The organism is Microbulbifer maximicatervae (SeqCode) (assembly GCF_052468295.1).
This window is the reverse complement of record NZ_CP174340.1, coordinates 3402904-3419732: the sequence shown is the minus strand read 5'-3', so window position 1 is coordinate 3419732 and position 16829 is coordinate 3402904. Positions and strand designations below refer to the sequence as shown.

Annotated in this window: 15 protein-coding genes and 3 tRNA genes; 6 read left to right on the top strand and 12 right to left on the bottom strand. The window is 55.5% G+C overall.

The window, feature by feature from the left end:
- Positions 1–37 precede the first annotated feature (37 nt).
- Entirely contained in the window at positions 38–745 is a 708-nt protein-coding gene (locus ACJJIQ_RS15270; protein ID WP_444907459.1) for a SapC family protein, read from the top strand.
- 139 nt (positions 746–884) lie between these two features.
- The gene (locus tag ACJJIQ_RS15265; RefSeq protein ID WP_445362345.1) at positions 885–1967 is read left to right on the top strand and encodes a sulfite exporter TauE/SafE family protein; all 1083 of its coding nucleotides are present in this window, start codon (positions 885–887) and stop codon (positions 1965–1967) included.
- 119 nt (positions 1968–2086) lie between these two features.
- Here the strand turns inward: ACJJIQ_RS15265 and ACJJIQ_RS15260 are convergent.
- From ACJJIQ_RS15260 to ACJJIQ_RS15210, 11 genes are all read right to left on the bottom strand, one after another.
- Positions 2087–2161: transfer RNA gene (locus ACJJIQ_RS15260), tRNA-Gln, on the bottom strand.
- A 39-nt stretch (positions 2162–2200) separates the two neighbouring features.
- A tRNA-Met gene (locus ACJJIQ_RS15255) sits at positions 2201–2277 on the bottom strand.
- Between the two features lie 92 nt (positions 2278–2369).
- Positions 2370–3323 (bottom strand): DMT family transporter, encoded by a 954-nt coding sequence (locus ACJJIQ_RS15250; RefSeq protein WP_445362344.1) that lies wholly within the window; start codon positions 3321–3323, stop codon positions 2370–2372.
- Between the two features lie 57 nt (positions 3324–3380).
- Complete coding sequence (gene ychF / locus ACJJIQ_RS15245) at positions 3381–4472, bottom strand: redox-regulated ATPase YchF (protein ID WP_413663075.1); 1092 nt, start codon at positions 4470–4472, stop codon at positions 3381–3383.
- Between the two features lie 205 nt (positions 4473–4677).
- Positions 4678–5274, bottom strand: coding sequence for an aminoacyl-tRNA hydrolase (gene pth, locus ACJJIQ_RS15240; RefSeq protein WP_444892988.1), 597 nt, complete (start codon positions 5272–5274; stop codon positions 4678–4680).
- 5 nt (positions 5275–5279) lie between these two features.
- Positions 5280–5900, bottom strand: a complete 621-nt coding sequence (locus ACJJIQ_RS15235) for a 50S ribosomal protein L25/general stress protein Ctc (protein WP_413663073.1) — start codon at positions 5898–5900, stop codon at positions 5280–5282.
- Between the two features lie 189 nt (positions 5901–6089).
- Positions 6090–7019, bottom strand: a complete 930-nt coding sequence (locus ACJJIQ_RS15230; protein WP_108735320.1) for a ribose-phosphate pyrophosphokinase — start codon at positions 7017–7019, stop codon at positions 6090–6092.
- Between the two features lie 355 nt (positions 7020–7374).
- Positions 7375–7449: transfer RNA gene (locus tag ACJJIQ_RS15225), tRNA-Gln, on the bottom strand.
- 11 nt (positions 7450–7460) lie between these two features.
- The gene (ispE, locus tag ACJJIQ_RS15220) at positions 7461–8384 is read right to left on the bottom strand and encodes a 4-(cytidine 5'-diphospho)-2-C-methyl-D-erythritol kinase (RefSeq protein WP_445362343.1); all 924 of its coding nucleotides are present in this window, start codon (positions 8382–8384) and stop codon (positions 7461–7463) included.
- Between the two features lie 68 nt (positions 8385–8452).
- A complete protein-coding gene (gene lolB / locus ACJJIQ_RS15215; RefSeq protein ID WP_445361238.1) occupies positions 8453–9100 on the bottom strand; it encodes a lipoprotein insertase outer membrane protein LolB in 648 nt (215 codons plus the stop codon).
- Positions 9084–10817, bottom strand: a complete 1734-nt coding sequence (locus ACJJIQ_RS15210; protein ID WP_445362342.1) for a tetratricopeptide repeat protein — start codon at positions 10815–10817, stop codon at positions 9084–9086. Before ACJJIQ_RS15210 ends, lolB begins: the two co-directional genes overlap by 17 nt.
- A gap of 321 nt (positions 10818–11138) precedes the next feature.
- Between ACJJIQ_RS15210 and hemA the strand changes: the two genes are divergently transcribed.
- From hemA to ACJJIQ_RS15190, 4 genes are read left to right on the top strand one after another with little or no spacing between them, the layout of a single operon-like run.
- Positions 11139–12416 carry a glutamyl-tRNA reductase gene (gene hemA, locus ACJJIQ_RS15205; RefSeq protein ID WP_282933939.1) on the top strand — a complete coding sequence of 426 codons (1278 nt, stop codon included), beginning with the start codon at positions 11139–11141 and terminating at the stop codon, positions 12414–12416.
- A complete protein-coding gene (gene prfA / locus ACJJIQ_RS15200; RefSeq protein WP_282933938.1) occupies positions 12413–13495 on the top strand; it encodes a peptide chain release factor 1 in 1083 nt (360 codons plus the stop codon). The genes hemA and prfA overlap by 4 nt, the downstream gene beginning before the upstream one ends.
- Before the next feature lie 50 nt (positions 13496–13545).
- Complete coding sequence (gene prmC, locus ACJJIQ_RS15195; RefSeq protein WP_444925732.1) at positions 13546–14373, top strand: peptide chain release factor N(5)-glutamine methyltransferase; 828 nt, start codon at positions 13546–13548, stop codon at positions 14371–14373.
- 42 nt (positions 14374–14415) lie between these two features.
- Entirely contained in the window at positions 14416–15315 is a 900-nt protein-coding gene (locus ACJJIQ_RS15190; RefSeq protein WP_444892994.1) for a cation diffusion facilitator family transporter, read from the top strand.
- Between the two features lie 11 nt (positions 15316–15326).
- Here ACJJIQ_RS15190 and ACJJIQ_RS15185 read toward each other — a convergent pair whose 3' ends face one another.
- Entirely contained in the window at positions 15327–16793 is a 1467-nt protein-coding gene (locus tag ACJJIQ_RS15185; RefSeq protein WP_445362341.1) for a succinylglutamate desuccinylase/aspartoacylase family protein, read from the bottom strand.
- Positions 16794–16829 lie beyond the last annotated feature (36 nt).

The window sequence follows — 16829 nt, the reverse complement described above, 5'->3', positions numbered from 1 at the left end:
AATTTAGTAACTATAAAAGTAGCTAGGAGTTGTACTTATGGCACAGATCAAAGCTTTGGATAAAAAGGCACATGCCAACCTGAAACTCACCCAGGACATTACTTTTGACCATGTAAGCGGTAATCACATTTTGCCGCTGGTGGTTCAGGAAATCGTACAGGCAGCCCAGAGCTACCCGATCCTGTTCGTTAAAGACCAGAATACTGACCAGTTTAAAGTTGTGGCGCTTACAGGTCTGCGCCCCGGTGAAAACCTGTTCTCTGGCGCTGATGGCTGGAATGGCAGCTACATTCCTGTGCAAGTGCGCACTTACCCGTTTGTTTTGGTGAAGAATCCAGATAACGCTGATCAGGCTGTTCTGTGCATCGACGAAGACTCCAAGATGCTGAGCGACTCTGAAGGTGAAGCGCTGTTCGATGGGGAAGGCGAGCAAACTGACTTCCTGAAGAATCGTGCTCAGGCAGTGGTTGAAACTGCACAGCGTGTTGCAGTGACTGAGTCTTTTATCGAGTTCCTGGTCTCCAAGGACTTGCTGACCCAGAAGAAGCTGACTTTGCGTGTTAGCGAAGATGATAAGCCTTACGATCTGACAGGTTTCTTTGTTATCGATGAAGAGAAGCTTAACAAGCTGTCTGATGAAGACTTCCTGGAACTGCGTAAACGTGGCGCCCTGCCGGCAATCTACGCCTCTATGATGTCCTCTATGCAGGTTCAAAACCTGATTCGCAAGAAGCGCTTGAACTAATCGCGCTTTGCCCGGCAGCTGCGGCTGTCGGGCGACCCTCCTGACCGGAATAGGCGAACTCGCCAAATCTTGTCTTGATCCCATCTCACGCTCGTACCACTATTGTCTCCCTCTGACGCTTTAGCTCACAAATAATAAGATGAAAAACGTGGCGCGATTCTCTCTTCGCTATTGGCTCGCTTGGTTGGTTTTGTTTTACGGTGTTTGGTTGTTCCTGATTTTACAGGGCGAGAACCTGGCCCTGGCGCTCGAGCATTGGTCCATGGCGCTGGCGATGGCGCTGGGTAGCTATGCCGCAGGTTCTACGCCGATGGGCGGCGGCACAGTTGGGTTTCCCGTGCTGGTGCTGTTTTTTGATATGCCGGCAAGCCTGGGTCGCGACTTTAGTTTTGCGGTTCAGTCGATAGGGATGGTCAGCGCCAGTTTGTTTATTCTCTGCCGACGCCAGCAGCTGGCTTGGTCGATGTTGCGGGGGGCGCTGCTGGGCTCCCTATTGGCGACTCCCGCCGGTATCCTGCTGTTTGCCCCTCTGATACCCGAACTCTGGGTGAAACTCTCCTTTGCCGTTCTCTGGGGCAGTTTTGGCATTTTCCATCTGTATCGCCTCAGCGAAATTATTGATTGTGAGCACGCGGGGGACCCCCAGTGCCCGACTGATTTTCGTGTCGGCTTGCTATTGGGTGCTTTTGCCGGCTTTTGCGTGGTGGCAGTTACCGGTGTGGGTGTGGACATGCTGGTGTATGCGGCTCTTGTGCTGTTGAGCAGGGTGGATCTCAAGGTGGCGATCCCCACATCCGTGGTGATCATGGCATTTTGTTCGGTACTCGGAGTAATAGTGAAGTCGCTGGCGGGAGATTGGCAGCCTGGGGTGTTTGGGAATTGGCTGGCGGCAGCACCAGTAGTAGCCCTGGGGGCGCCTCTGGGCGTTTTTGTCGTTAGCTTGCTGGGACGCAAGCCGACCCTGTTGATTGTGGCCTTCCTGTGCGTTGTGCAGCTTGTGTGGACTTGTGTGTCCGAGAGTGAGGCTATGAAGGGATATGGCGGTCCGCTAGTGCTGCTGGCATTGCTGTGCTGCCTGGCGGGGTTCGAGTGGCTGCGAGCCCTGGGTTTGCGCAGGGAACAAGTGCGAACGCCTACCGCAACTTCAGGAACTGCTGACCTGGAGCCCGATAGCGCCGGAGTGACCGTTATGGAAGCTAATGGTGTGGTGCTGCCGGAGTAGTTGATTTTTGGATAGAGTTCGAGGACGAGTTCTGGCGAGCTATTCGCAGAATCAGATAAAAAAACGGTTGCGTTTTTGGTTGCTGCCCAGATTTGGGCCTGCTAGATAATTTAGGAATATGGCTGGGGCGGAAGGATTCGAACCTTCGCATGACGGGATCAAAACCCGCTGCCTTACCGCTTGGCTACGCCCCAGTTTCAAGATTCACAAAGAATAGTCTCTGTGATTTGAAATGGTAGCAAGGGGGAGACTCGAACTCCCGACCTCAGCATTATGAGTGCTGCGCTCTAACCGGCTGAGCTACCTTGCCATTTCTTTTGTTGTCTCGGCTGTCCCGAGGGCGCGCATTATTAAACGATGGGCCGGGGGTGTCAACACTTTTTTTGTATTCTTTTCAGATAGTTAGCGATTTTTTTCATCTGATGCCCGGGACTGCTCAGAACTGCGCCTGGAACTGATTGCGGCGAGGGCGGAACCGAGTACCACGGCGCCGGCGCCGGCCCAGCTGATCCAGTTGAGCGGCTCAACTGCAATATAGTCGGGCCAGATAGAGCTGATCAGCGTACTGAACAATAGGGTGATGACTGGCACTAATGACAGGGTTGCGCTGACACTGGATGCCTCCCAGTGCGCTAGTGCCTTGCTAAAAGCCCCATAGGCGATCAGCGTGTTGGCGGTGAGAAATGCCAATAGCACCCACTCGAGCCAGCCCAGGTGGGAAACCTTCATTGGCTCCGCCATGGGCAGGAAGAGCAGGGTCCCTGCGATATAAATTACTACCAGTAGATCCTGGGGCGTTGCGCGGCTCAATATTTTTTTCTGAAAAAAGCCGTAAATCGCCCAGGTGACAGCGGCGATCAGGATATAGCCGAGCCCCAGCAGGTATTCGCCGCCGGCGCCACTGGTCAGCTCTCCCAGGCGCTGGTTAAAAAATAGCAGTAGCCCGATTACCACCAGTACCACGCCGCTCCACTGACGCAGAGAGAAGCGCTCTCCCAGCCAAAGCACGCTGGATATCAGTAGAAGCAGGGGGGCCAGCTGGATTACAACCTGAGCGGCACCAGGGGTGATGTAATTGAGTCCACTGGCGTAGGCGAGGTAGTTCACCAGGAGGCCGGCAACGGCTAGGAAGGTGAAAAGCAGTAAGCCGCGACTGAATAGTGGCTTGAGCTGTAATTTGCGCGCTTGTCCGTAGTAGACGCCCGCTAACAGTGCTGCACCGGCAAAGCGATACCAGGTGGCGGTACCGGGACTGATGTATTCCAGAAGCCCTTTGAGAGCGATGGGCAGGGTTGCCCACATAAATACGGTAATTAGCGACAGGGGCAGGCCGACTTTCCAGTTTGATTGAGCCATGGAATTTACACGGGTGGCGCGCCTCCCCGGGGTGGGGAGGCAAAAAAGGAGAGGCGGTTAGACGTTAAAACGGAAGTGGATTACGTCGCCGTCGGCGACAATGTAGTCCTTGCCTTCCAGGCGCCATTTACCAGCGTCTTTAGCGCCGGCTTCACCATTGTTGTCAATGTAATCGCTGTAGCTGATCACTTCTGCGCGAATAAAACCCTTTTCAAAATCGGTGTGGATTTTACCGGCGGCGTTGGGAGCGGTGGCGCCCAGTGGGATGGTCCAGGCACGAACTTCCTTCACGCCAGCGGTGAAGTAGGTGTGCAGGCCCAGCAGTTGGTAGCCGGCGCGAATCACGCGGTTCAGCCCGGGCTCTTCCATACCCAGTTCTTCCAGGAACTCCTGCTTTTCTTCGTCGTCCAGCTCGGCAATTTCCGCTTCGAGCTTGTTGCAGATAGGTACCAGTACCGCGTTTTCTTCAGCGGCGATGGCGGCTACAGCATCCAGATGCGGATTGTTCTCGAAGCCATCTTCGTCCACGTTGGCGATATACATGGTGGGCTTGATAGTGAGCAGGCTCAGTTCGCGCAGGTCTGCCAGTTCGTCTTCTGAAAGCTCGAAAGAGCGCAGCGGCTTGGCTTCATCCAGGTGTGGCTGGATTTTTTCCAGCAACGCTTTCATCTTGATCGCGTGCTTGTCCTGCCCCTTGGCGGCACGGGTAAAGCGCTGTAGGGCCTTTTCCACAGTGTCCAGGTCGGCCAGGGCTAACTCGGTGTTGATCACCTCGATATCCGCTACCGGGTGTACCTGGTTGGCGACGTGGATAACGTTATCGTCTTCGAAGCAGCGAACAACGTGGGCGATAGCGTCGGTCTCGCGGATATTGGCGAGGAACTTGTTACCCAGCCCTTCCCCCTTGGAGGCGCCTGCAACCAGGCCGGCGATATCGGTAAATTCCATGGTGGTGGGAATTACCTTTTCCGGTTTGACGATCTCAGCCAGCTTGTCGATGCGGGGATCTGGTACCGGCACGACACCGGCATTGGGCTCGATGGTACAGAAGGGGAAGTTTTCCGCATCGATACCCGCTTTGGTTAATGCGTTGAATAGGGTGGATTTGCCCACATTAGGTAGGCCGACAATACCGCAAGTAAAACCCATGGTGATATTTTTCCGTTTGCCCGAGGCGCATACAGCGCGCTCTGCTAATTGCGTTTGAGGTCCGGTAGTGATTGCGCTGGCGGGATTTTGGATGGGCGGGGTGTCTCGGCCACCACAGGGTCCGGGCCAGCCGGGAAAATACCGGCAATTTAGCGCAGCACACTATCGAGATTTCCGCGGCAAAAGGCAAGCCGGCGGGTGGGATCTATTTGTTGGTGTGCAGCGTTTTCATGGCTGCGCCCCAGTCGCCGGAAGCGGCGGTGGGCAGAACGTCGATCGAGCGATCGATCGCATCAGCCAGTGTTTCCTGTTCCGCCCTGGGGGCTCGCTGGAGTACAAACCGGGCCACTTCGCTCGAGCTGCCGGGGTGGCCAATGCCGAGTCGCAGGCGCATAAAGTTTCGGTTGTTGCCCAGTGCGGCAATGATATCCCGCAGGCCGTTGTGTCCGCCGTGACCGCCGCCGGCTTTCAGGCGCGCGATACCGGGGGCCAGGTCCAGCTCATCGTGAGCGACCAGAATGGCTTCCGGGGGAATCTTGAAGAAGTTCGCCAGTGGGCCGACAGATTGGCCACTGCGATTCATGTAGGTGGTGGGAATCAGCAGCCGGATATCCTGGCTGCCGACTCGCACACGGCCAGTGAGGCCGTGATATTTGCTGTCGAGGCTGAGCTGGGTGCCTTGTTGGCGGGCCAGCTCGACAACAAAGTCGGCACCGGCGTTGTGTCGCGTCCGATCGTATTCCGGTCCGGGGTTTCCCAGGCCGACAATCAACTGGATCGGAGTATCCGGTGCCGCAGCCAAGGCGATTACTCTTCGCCTTCGCCAGCTTCGGCTTCAGCTTCTACAGCGCCGCGAGGCTTGTGGATAGAAGCTACAACCAGGTCGTGGTCTGCACCGTGGCTCAGTGCCACAGACTCAACACCTTCCGGCAGTTTCAGGTCGGAGATGTGCAGTACGCCGTCCATTTCCAGGTCGGCCAGGTCCACTTCGATGAACTCAGGCAGCTTGCCGGCAGGAGCGTTAACTTCCAGCTCGGTCAGGGTGTGGGAAACGATACCGCCAGCCTTAACACCTTTGCTGCTCTCTTCGTTCAGGAAGTGCAGAGGTACTTTAACGTGTACTTTGGTGTTGGCAGATACACGCTGGAAGTCGATGTGCAGCAACAGGGCTTTAGCCGGGTGACGCTGCAGGTCGCGCAGGATAACTTTCTCTTCCTTGCCGTCTACGTCAACAGTCAGCATGGAGGAGAAGAAAGCTTCGTTTTCCAGAGCTTTGGTCAGGTCTTTGTGCAGCACGGAGATAGAAGCAGGCTCTGCTTCACCGCCGTAGATGATGCCGGGTACACGGCCTTCCAGGCGACGCAGGCGGCGGCTCGCACCTTTCCCTTCATCGCTGCGGGCAATGGCGTTCAATTTAATATCAGACATGGGATAAACCTCGGGTTGTCTGTCCAGAGTGACCTGCGACCGGACCGCTCTGGCATGGATGTTAAATGGGCACTGGGCCCAAAAGTAATCGCCCGGCAGTGCCGGGCGGGCGCGTATTCTACGGGAATCAGCGCTAAAGGCAAAGTGCCCCGGCATGCGGGGCGCGGGGATACCTTGATCGGCAAGTTCCTAGCGGAACATTGCGGACAGGGATTCCTCATTGCTGATACGGCGCATGGACTCGGCCAGCATTGCAGACAGGGTCAGCTGGCGAATTTTTGGTGCCTTCTCCATTTTGTCACCCAGGGGGATGGAGTCGGTAACCACCAGCTCATCCAGAACGGAGTTGTTCAGGTTGGTGATGGCGTTGCCAGACAGTACCGGGTGGGTACAGTAGGCGACAACTTTCTCGGCGCCGTGCTCTTTCAGGGCGTTGGCGGCGTTACACAGGGTGCCGGCGGTGTCGACCATATCGTCTACCAGCAGGCAGGTGCGGCCGCTGACTTCACCGATAATATTCATGACTTCGGCAACATTGGCGGCCGGGCGGCGCTTGTCGATAATTGCCAGGTCGCAGTCGAGGCTCTTGGCCACAGCCCGGGCGCGTACAACACCGCCGATGTCCGGGGATACCACCACCAGGTTCTGGTATTTTTGGCGCTCGATATCGTCGAGCAGGACAGAGGAGCCGTAAACGTTATCCACAGGAACGTCGAAGAAGCCCTGGATCTGTTCCGCGTGCAGGTCGACGGTTAATACGCGGTCGATACCGACGCTCACCATCATATCGGCAACCACTTTTGCGGAAATCGGCACGCGCTGGGATCTTACGCGGCGATCCTGGCGGGCGTAGCCAAAGTAGGGGACTACAGCGGTAACGCGGCCGGCGGAGGCGCGGCGCAGGGCGTCTACCAGCAGGATCAGTTCCATCAGGTTGCGGTTGGTAGGTTGGCAGGTGGATTGCACCACGAAAACGTCGCGGCCGCGTACGTTATCGGTAATTTCTACTGCAATCTCGCCGTCGGAGAAGCGCTTGACCGTGGCTTCACCCAGGGGGATCGCCATATGGTCGACAACCTTCTGTGCCAGTTCCGGGTTTGCGTTGCCGGTAAAGACCATTAAGTCAGCCACTGCGAGTTCCTTTAATTCTGTCTTGAAGTGAATTGAAGTGTAGATGCCTGCATATTTGCTAGCAGTCAGGGTTTTTGCTGCAACACTTTTGTGTTGAGCGGCGCACTGTTGCGCGGATAAAAACAGGGTTTTGGCCACAGTTTTTTTCCTTGCTCAACGGGTTGCTCTGGGTGCGTGCTCGCACAACCATCGGGCGATTGCATTCAAGCCTGCCTTCAGGATTCTTTAAAAATTGGGGAGTGGCTCTGTAAAGCCCTGTGCGAATGGCCTGGGCCGGCTGGATCAGCGTAGACTGAATCATGTCGGAACCGGTTTTTGACTGTGCCATTGCATATAAAGAAAGTGGCTGGGGCGGAAGGATTCGAACCTTCGCATGACGGGATCAAAACCCGCTGCCTTACCGCTTGGCTACGCCCCAGTAATGTTTCCTCAAAAATCTGAGGAGATTTTCGCTAGCGCTTGATGTGTCGGTGAAACCAATACACCCGCTGCTGTAAAACCCTGCCACGCTTCAGGCAGTTTGGCGTGTGCCTCAATGGCTGCCTCTGCCGTAGGGAATGCAGCAAAAATGCAGCCCCCGGTGCCGGTGAGTTGTGCTGGAGCAAATTGCTCGAGCCATTCTCTGGCATCGCGTATTTCAGGGTAGAGCTTTTCAACTAATGGCTGGCAGTCATTGCCGGAAAATGTTTCCAGTTTTTCGCTGCCGAGTCGCATCTCGTTGGCCTGCTCCTCGCGAAGGGCCGCTAATGTAATTGCGACTGAATCTCTTGTCAAACGTGAATCGCGAAAAATTTTTGCAGTGCTCACTTCGCAACCAGTTGAGACAACCAGGTAGTGGCGTTGCTCGGTGGTTATTGGGGTTAATTTTTCACCAACCCCTTCCGCCCAAGCGGTGCGCCCGCGCACAAAAACTGGAACATCCGCGCCTAATTGTCGTCCCAGCTCTGCCAGTTTATCGATCGATAAATTGCACTGCCATAAGTGGTTGAGCCCGAGCAAAGTGGTGGCGGCATCGCTACTGCCTCCACCGATGCCGCCGCCGTGAGGCAACTTCTTTATCAACCGAATAGAGGCGCCGAGAGAATTTTGTCGGTCCGGCTCAGCTTGTTTGCGCAGCAATTGGGCTGCGCGATAAACCAGGTTGTCTTCTTCAGCTACATCCAGCTGGCCGGCATCGACACTGACAATGCCATCGCTGCGCTCACTGAATTCCAATAAGTCGCCGAAATCGAGAAGTTGGAACAGGGTTTGTAACTCGTGATAGCCATCCGGGCGACGGCCGAGAATGCGCAGAATCAGGTTGAGTTTTGCTGGGGCGGGCAGGGTTAGCAGCATGAGGCAAAAAGGGGGCAATCAATTACAGGATCGCCATAATACCTGCATGCTGCGATTTGGGCATTGGCAGAGTTATGTAAAACTCTCTACAAACCCCAGTCTTTAATCACCAGGGTGACGGATACCGGGCCAGTAGGACTGTTGGTTTGTGCTTTGATCCGGGTTGGCAGCATAAATGGACCTTCGCTGCGATATTCACTAAAACTCAAAGCCCAGCCGGATTGTTGCAGGCTTTGCAGCTGGCCCTGGGCGTTGCGCTGCTCGCCACTTTTGGCGCCGGGCGCGGGAAGACCGCGCACCCAGTAGAACATCTCCCGGGCGGGCAGGGGCCAGCCCAGTGCTTCCTGGGTTAGCTGTGCCGGGTTGCGCGCATAAATTGGCGGCTCGCTACCGCGCACCAAACTGACTCCACCGGCTGAGCCGGTGATGACGGTAGTGCCCGCTCCGAGCGGACCGCTGAGATGCAGGCGAAAATTCTCTGCACCGCCCTGAAGCCAGGCCAGGTTAGCGCTGCCGTTTTCTTTGGGGGAGCGAACACCCAGCTTGCCCTTGAGATTCCACTGGGTAAATTCAGCTACTGTTTGCGGTGCCGGATTTTGATTTTCAGTGGGGGAACCTGGCTCCGGTTCTTGTTTGGTTTTTTGTCCGGCACAGGCGGAAATCATTATTGCCAGACATGCCAGCAATAACAGATAGAATCTTCGCGCGGTTGTCTTGTCAGCTATCTGATGCATGTTGTTCCAGTGACTCTTCGATTTGTAGGCGCTTCATGGCAGCCGGAATAATTTTGCTGTGGGGATTCAGCAGAAGACCTTTTCTCCACATTTTCATGGCGGCTTCTCTGTTTCCCTGAACCCAGAGTACTTCACCGAGGTGTGCGGCAATTTCGTGGTCGGGCAACTTTTCCATCGCCTGCCGCAGATACTTTTCCGCAGCTTCGTGATTGCCGAGACGGTACTCTATCCACCCCATGCTGTCGATTATTGCCGGGTCCTCAGGCTCGAGTTCCAAAGCGCGGCTGATCAACTGGTAGGCTTCTGCGTGCCGGGATTTATCTTCAATCAGTTTATAGCCGAGTGCGTTGAGAACTGTGGCGTTATCGGGATTTCTTTCCAGCAGGTCTCTCAAGTCCTTTTCGAATTGTTGTGCGTTGCCGAGTTGGTCATGCAACAGCGCGCGGGTGTACATCAAGCGACCGCTGGTGCTGTTGGTTTGTAATGCCTCGTCTACTCGCTGTAAAGCCATACTGGCTTCACCACTTTTGCGAAGTAATTCGACCTCCATTAGGTAAAAATGTTCTTCCTGAGTGGGGTGTTTTTTTCTCAGTTCAGCAAACCATTCCCGGTTAGTGCTGTGCTGTCCCAGGCTCGCCAGCAATTCCGTACCGCGAGTAATGGCTTCTACGTAATCACTGCCGGGCCCCACTTCGCGGAAATATTTAATTGCATGGGAAAAATCCCCGGATTTTTCTGCAATGCTGCCCAGGTAAAAATAAGCAGCGGATTCGTGCTTCTGTAATTCAAGTAGTTGGGTAAAGAGGACTTTGGCCTCGTCAGTTTGCTCGGTCTCGTACTGAATTAGGGCCAACGACAAAATCAGGTTGCCATCTTCAGGGCGCTGCTTAACCAGTTCGGCAAACTGCTTGCGTGCCAGGGCTAGGTCCTCCCGAATCAACAGGCGGGCGTATTGAAGGCGCAAGCGACTCTCGGAGGGATGGATGCCTACGAGTCGTTCGAGTAGGGAAATGGCTTCCTTGCGCTTGCCCTGATCAACCAACAGGTGACTTTCCAGCAGTGGTGCATCCAGTTGGTCTGGATGGTGCTCTTGGACGCGGCGCACCAGGGACAGGGCGCGGGCGAATTCTCTTTCGGTGCGCAGTACCATGGCATAGGCGAGCACGACCTCGTCATCGAGGGGGTAGACTTTTGCCAGCCGGGCAAACTCCCGCTTGGCTTGTTCCGTGAGTTGCTCGTGCCCGATTGCGGTTGCCGCGAGAGATTGCATGGGCGGATTGCCGCCGAGTTCCAGGGTTTTACTGGCGTGAATCAGGGCAGTGTGTAAGTCGCCGGACAAAGTCAGCTCGGCTGTGAGGGCCAGCTGTGCATCGGCGTTTTGTGGCTCAAGCTCTACCCATAGCCGGGCCGAATCCAAGGCGGCCTGGCGGGCATTTAAAAAGCGGGCAATGCGTGTAGCGCGGGCGGCGACCCCGGGATCTTTGGTGACCTCCGCCTGGTGGTAGTAATTGGCCAGTGCGACATCGTACTGTTCGCGGATACCGGCGACTTCGGCCACCAGAAGGGTGTAGAAGGTATCAATTGGGAAGGTTTTAGCTTCCGGCTCTTCTGACTCAGTGGTTTCCCTACCCTTAAGGTTGCTCGGCTCCAGTGCTGTGCTCGCGATTTCTGTAGAGGGGGCCGCCGGCGTCTGGTGTTGGGTGCAAGAAACAAGCATTACGGATGCTACAAGGAAAGCGGCAAACTTGGGCACGTGGCTGGAAATTCGGGCCGGAAGCTGATTTGTGCGAGGTGGGAGCATAGATCGTGTCCATACGTTACGTTGTCGCTGAAAGCGGGGTATTACTGGCGTGTTTTAAACGATTATCGCCATATAATTCTAGTCGTGAATCGGGTTTGGAACGGTAGTGGGCAGGGGCTCTTGCCAAATCGGCGGGCAATTTTACTGCCTCTTACGCTTGCAAGGGAGACGGCTGCCTATGAAAATGCGCTCCCAGTGCGGTTTCCGCCTTTTAAGATTTAATGCTAACGGAAGTCTATGCCAATTCTTACCCTGGGTATCAACCACGATAGCGCGTCGGTCGAAGTGCGCGAGCGGGTGGCCTTTGCCCCCGAGGTGATGCCCGGCGCACTGGGAGATGCGCGAAAAGCACTGGGGTGCCGCGAGCTGGCCATCCTGTCTACCTGCAATCGCACCGAAATATACGGAAATGTGGAGTCAGAAGCCCTGTTGCAATGGCTATCTGAATACCACCAAGTGCCCCTGGAGCAGCTCAAGGGCTGTGCCTATGTGTACAGCGATGAAGAAGCGGTACGCCATATGATGCGCGTTGCCTGTGGTCTCGATTCCCTGGTGTTGGGTGAGCCGCAGATCCTCGGCCAGATTAAGTCCGCCTATGCGGTGGCGCGGGAATCCGGCAGTGTGGGCAGTGAACTGCACCGGGTTTTCCAGCGGGTGTTTACCGTCGCCAAGAAGGTTCGCACCGAAACTGCAATCGGTGAAAACCCGGTTTCTGTTGCCTACGCCGCTGTTTCTCTGGCTTCGCGTATCTTCACCGACCTGAAAAAGCAGACTGCCCTGTTGATCGGTGCGGGAGAGACCGTGGAGCTGGTTGCCCGCCATTTGCTCGATCAGGGAATCAAGCAGGTCATTGTTGCCAACCGCACATTGAGCCGGGCCCAGTTGCTCGCAGAGAGCTTTGGGGCCGAGGCAATCCTGCTTGCGGATATCCCCGAGCATCTGGCGCGCGCGGATATCGTTATCAGCTCCACCGCGAGCCAGCTGCCGATCCTGGGTAAGGGAGCGGTCGAATCGGCGCTGCGCAAGCGTCGGCACAGCCCCATGTTTATGGTGGATATTGCGGTACCCCGTGATATCGAATCGGAAGTTGGCGAGCTGGATGATGTTTATCTGTATACGGTGGACGATCTGCGCGGGGTTATTGATGAGGGCAAGCGCTCCCGTGAGAAAGCGGCGGAGGCCGCTCAAGAGATCGTAAATGCTGCAGCGGCTGAATTTACCAAAGAGAGCCGCTCTTTGGAGGCTGTGGATAGTATTCGCAGCTACCGGCAGCGAGCCCAGGAAGTGAGCACTTCCGAACTTGAACGGGTACTTTTGCAGCTGGAAAAAGGCGAGGACCCTCGTCGACTGATGGAGCAGCTCGCTCGCTCTCTCACCAATAAATTAATTCATGCACCCACCGTCAGTCTGAAAAAAGCTACGGCGGAGGGTGATATTGAGCGTTTGCGTATCGCTCGCGAGGTCGTTGGGTTGGATGATCTCACCGATATCGATTTAGAGAAAAAGCATCAATGAAAGAATCGTTACTGAATAAACTGGAAACCCTGCTTGAGCGCCATGAGGAAGTATCTGCGCTGTTGGGCGACGCCGACGTAATTGCTGATCAGGATCAATTCCGCGATCTTTCCCGCGAGTATTCTGAGCTGGAAGAAGTGGTTAAATGCTACGGCGCTTACAAACAGTTGCAGGAAGATATGGTCGCGGCTCGGGAGATGCTGGGGGAAGATGACCCGGAAATGCGCGAAATGGCTCAGGAAGAGCTGCGCGAGGCTGAAGGTCAAGTGGAGCCGCTGGAGCGAGAGCTACAGACTTTGCTGTTGCCGCGCGATCCTAACGACAGAAAAAATGTTTTCCTGGAAATTCGCGCAGGAACCGGTGGTGATGAAGCAGCTATTTTCTCCGGTGATCTGTTCCGCATGTACTCTCGCTATGCGGAGAAGCAGGGATGGCGAATAGAAATTGTCAGCGAAAATCTCGGTGAGCACGGCGGTTACAAGGAAATTATCACTCGCGTCGCCGGTGAAGATGTCTACGCAAAATTAAAATTTGAGTCCGGTGCGCACCGGGTACAAAGGGTTCCTGAAACAGAATCCCAGGGTCGTATTCACACTTCGGCTTGTACGGTCGCGGTGATGCCGGAGCCGGATGAGCGCGATGCGATTGAAATTAATAAAGCGGATTTGCGTGTGGATACCTACCGTGCATCCGGTGCCGGTGGTCAGCACGTTAACAAAACCGATTCCGCTGTGCGCTTAACCCATATTCCCACGGGGATTGTGGTGGAGTGTCAGGACGAGCGCTCCCAGCACAAAAACAAAGCCAAGGCGATGGCACTGTTGCAAGCGAAGCTCAATACTGCGCAGGAAACGGCGGCGGCCCAGGAAATTTCCGATGCCCGCCGCAGCCTGGTGGGCAGCGGTGATCGCTCTGAGCGAATCCGTACCTACAACTATCCCCAGGGCCGGGTTACCGATCACCGTATCGGCCTCACTCTCTATAAACTCGATGAGATTATGCAGGGGTCTCTGGGGGAGGTGATCGGGCCATTGCGCACGGAATACCAGGCCGATCAGTTGGCAGCCCTGGCCCAATAAATCCAGATTTTTTACGCCGCCTCGAGCGGCGTTTTTATAGGTTTTTCTCCATGACCAGCGTCAAGGAAAATATCGCACGCTGCGCCCAATTAACCGATAGCGACAGCGCGCGCCTGGATGCAGAGCTTCTGCTCGGCAGTGTGTTGGGGCGCGAGCGCACCTGGCTCTATACCTGGCCGGAATACGAATTGAGTGAAGCTGAGCAAGTGCGCTATGAGCAGTTGCTCCAGCGCCGGCAAGCGGGAGAGCCGGTGGCACACCTTATCGGTGAGCGCGAATTTTGGTCCCTATCGCTAAAGGTGGATTCCTCCACTCTGATCCCCCGCCCGGACACTGAATTGTTGGTGGAGACCGCGCTGGAGTTTTTCCCCCAGGGCAGGTTGCGAGCACTGGACCTGGGCACTGGCACTGGTGCTATTGCACTGGCTCTGGCGTCGGAGCGACCGGGATGGGAAATTATTGCAGCGGAGAAATCACCCGCTGCGGTAGCACTGGCAGAGGAAAACCGGCGCTCCCTCAAGTTGCAAAATGTGCAAGTTATCCAGAGCGATTGGTTTTCTAGTTTGGAGCCACAGCCGTTTTCCCTGATCGTCAGCAACCCTCCCTATATCGATGCATCTGACCCGCACTTGGTGCAGGGCGATGTGCGCTTTGAGCCCCGCACTGCGTTGGTGGCAGAGCGACAGGGTTTGGCAGATATTGAGCATATCGCCACAACCGCTAGTGATTACCTGGAAAACGATGGCTGGCTAATGGTGGAGCACGGTTGGCAGCAAGCCGAGAGCGTGCGGGATATTTTTTCTGCGGCGGGATTGAATATAGTTTCAAGTCGCAGGGATTATTCCGGTTGGGAGCGAATTACCTTAGGGCAAAAATAGTGATACCTGCGGAGCTGCCACAGGGATTTGAGGAGGGAGCCTATGCATGATCATGTCCACCACCGAACCGGCAATGGGGCTTTGCGCCCATTAATTATTGCACTGGTTCTCACTCTCAGTTTTTCCATAGTTGAAGCCATAGGTGGTTGGCTATCTGGCTCCCTGGCATTGCTCGGCGATGCTGCCCATATGCTTACCGATACTTTTGCCTTGGCACTGGGGGCTATTGCCGCAGTACTGGCGAAAAAACCCGCTGATCGGGAATTGTCGTTTGGCTGGGGGCGAGCGGAGGTCTTAGCTGCGGTAACCAACGGCCTGATTATGCTTCTGATCGTGGTCGGTATTTCTTTTATGGCCATTGATAGGTTGCGCAATCCCCAGCCGGTGCATGGCAGTACGGTGATGTTGATTGCAGCCATGGGGTTGCTGATTAATATTCTGGCGGCCTGGGTTTTATTAAAAGGCGAGCGCACGCTCAATATTCGCGGTGCGCTTTTGCATGTGATGGGCGATATGCTGGGCTCTGTTGCGGCACTGGCTTCCGGAGCTGTGATTTATTTTACCGGTTGGGTACCCATCGACCCCCTGCTTTCACTGCTTATTTGTCTATTAATCCTGGTTTCCTGCGTGCGACTGCTCAGGGATGCAATCGATGTATTGATGGAGCGGGTACCCAGGGAATTGAGCCTTCCGGTTGTGGGCGAGACACTGGCGGCGGTAACCGGGGTACGCTCTGTGCACGATCTCCATATTTGGCGCTTGGATTCCAGCACTATTTCCCTGTCGGCCCATATTGTGGTGGATGACTTGCAGGCTTGGCCCAGCGTACTGGAGCGCTTGCGGGAAACCCTGGTCAAGCGCTTCGATATCGACCATATCACCCTTCAACCGGAACCTTTGGCAATGCCCGAAGTGACGGTGATCGATAAGGTCAGTGATTAACAGGTGAGGATTTACTCCTCACCTTCTGTCGGCGGCTGGCGGTTCTCTGGAGTGGCCGGTACTTTACTCTCTGATTTGTCAGCGACCGACTCTTCCGCTACTACTTCCTGGGGCTGGCTGATTTGTTCCTGGGGAGCCTGGATACCGATATGGTAGGCGGCAAATCCCGGTTGCACGACCTGGTTTAATGCCATGCCGAGAATACGGCCGTTGTGTTCAGAGCGAATTTCTGTGCGCACATTGGTAATTGGGTTGGTTACCGTTCCCAGTAAATCGCCTTTACGCACAAACTCACCGAGCTGTACCTCACTAAAGATAACCCCGCCGGTCGATGTCCGCTGCCAGGTGGAGGTGTAGTAAACCGGTTCGGGATCGCCCCAGAGGCGGAATTTACTCACCATACCCAGCTGGTTGAGCAGAGTGCGTATACCTTTCACACTGTGACTTACCGATAGCTCATCCAGCACCATGGGTGCTCCGGCTTCCAGCGTGACGGTTGGGATACCTGCCTCCACAGCGGCGCGGCGCAGGGTACCCTTGGCTCCGGCGCTGTGCAGTACCACAGTGGAGCCAAAACCCTGGGTCATTTTCACTACCTTGGGATTGGTTAAGTCGCCGCGTAACTGTGGCAAGTTGGTGCGATAAAAAGAACCCGTATGTAAGTCCACCACGGCGTTACAGTGGCTGATCACTTCGTGGAAAAATGAATTGGCAATTCGCGAAGCCGAAGAGCCATTGGGATCGCCGGGGAAGTGCCGGTTCAGGTCGCGTCGATCAGTCAGGTAGCGGGAGCCTCGATGGAAGCCTTGCAGGTTGACGATGGGTACGCCGATTACCGCACCGCTCAAATGGTCTGCGTCCAGGTCGTACATAACTCGCCGCACAGTTTCCACACCGTTCAACTCATCACCGTGCACCGCCGCAGTAAGGCAGAGAACCGGCCCTGGCTTGGCGCCGTTAACCACCAATACAGCGGTGGGGCTATAGACGCCTTCGAAGTGTTGGCTGGGAGACCAGGCCAGGCGCGTGGAGGTCGCAGGGGGAACCTCTGAGCCTAACAATCGCAGCGGCTTGGCAGTCTCTCCCGGAACCAGGGAGATGGTGCCGGGCTCCGGTAATTCGGGCTGAGGTTTAACTGTTTCAGTTTCTTTATCGGCAGTGGGAGCAGTCTCGGTGGGAGATGCCGGTTTATCCAGTTCCTGGATAGGTTGGTCCAGCTCCAGATTTTCCGCTTGGGGCAGGGAAACTTCTTCAGAACCAGCATCTGTCGACTGGGATTGATCTTCAGTAGGGGCAACGTTGGTGGGTGGCCCCAGCTCTGTGATCACCGGTTGGTCCAGCTGCATATTGGCAGCCTGGGGGACCGCTTCTGTCTCTTCGCCTGTGCGGTCGTCGGCGCTCAGGGCCTGGGTGGATGAAAGCAGTAAAGCCAGGCTTAACAGGTGTCGGGTCCTTCGGGAGGATTGGCGCGGGATCATTCGGCACTCCGGTCAACTTCGTATATCTGGGTGTGC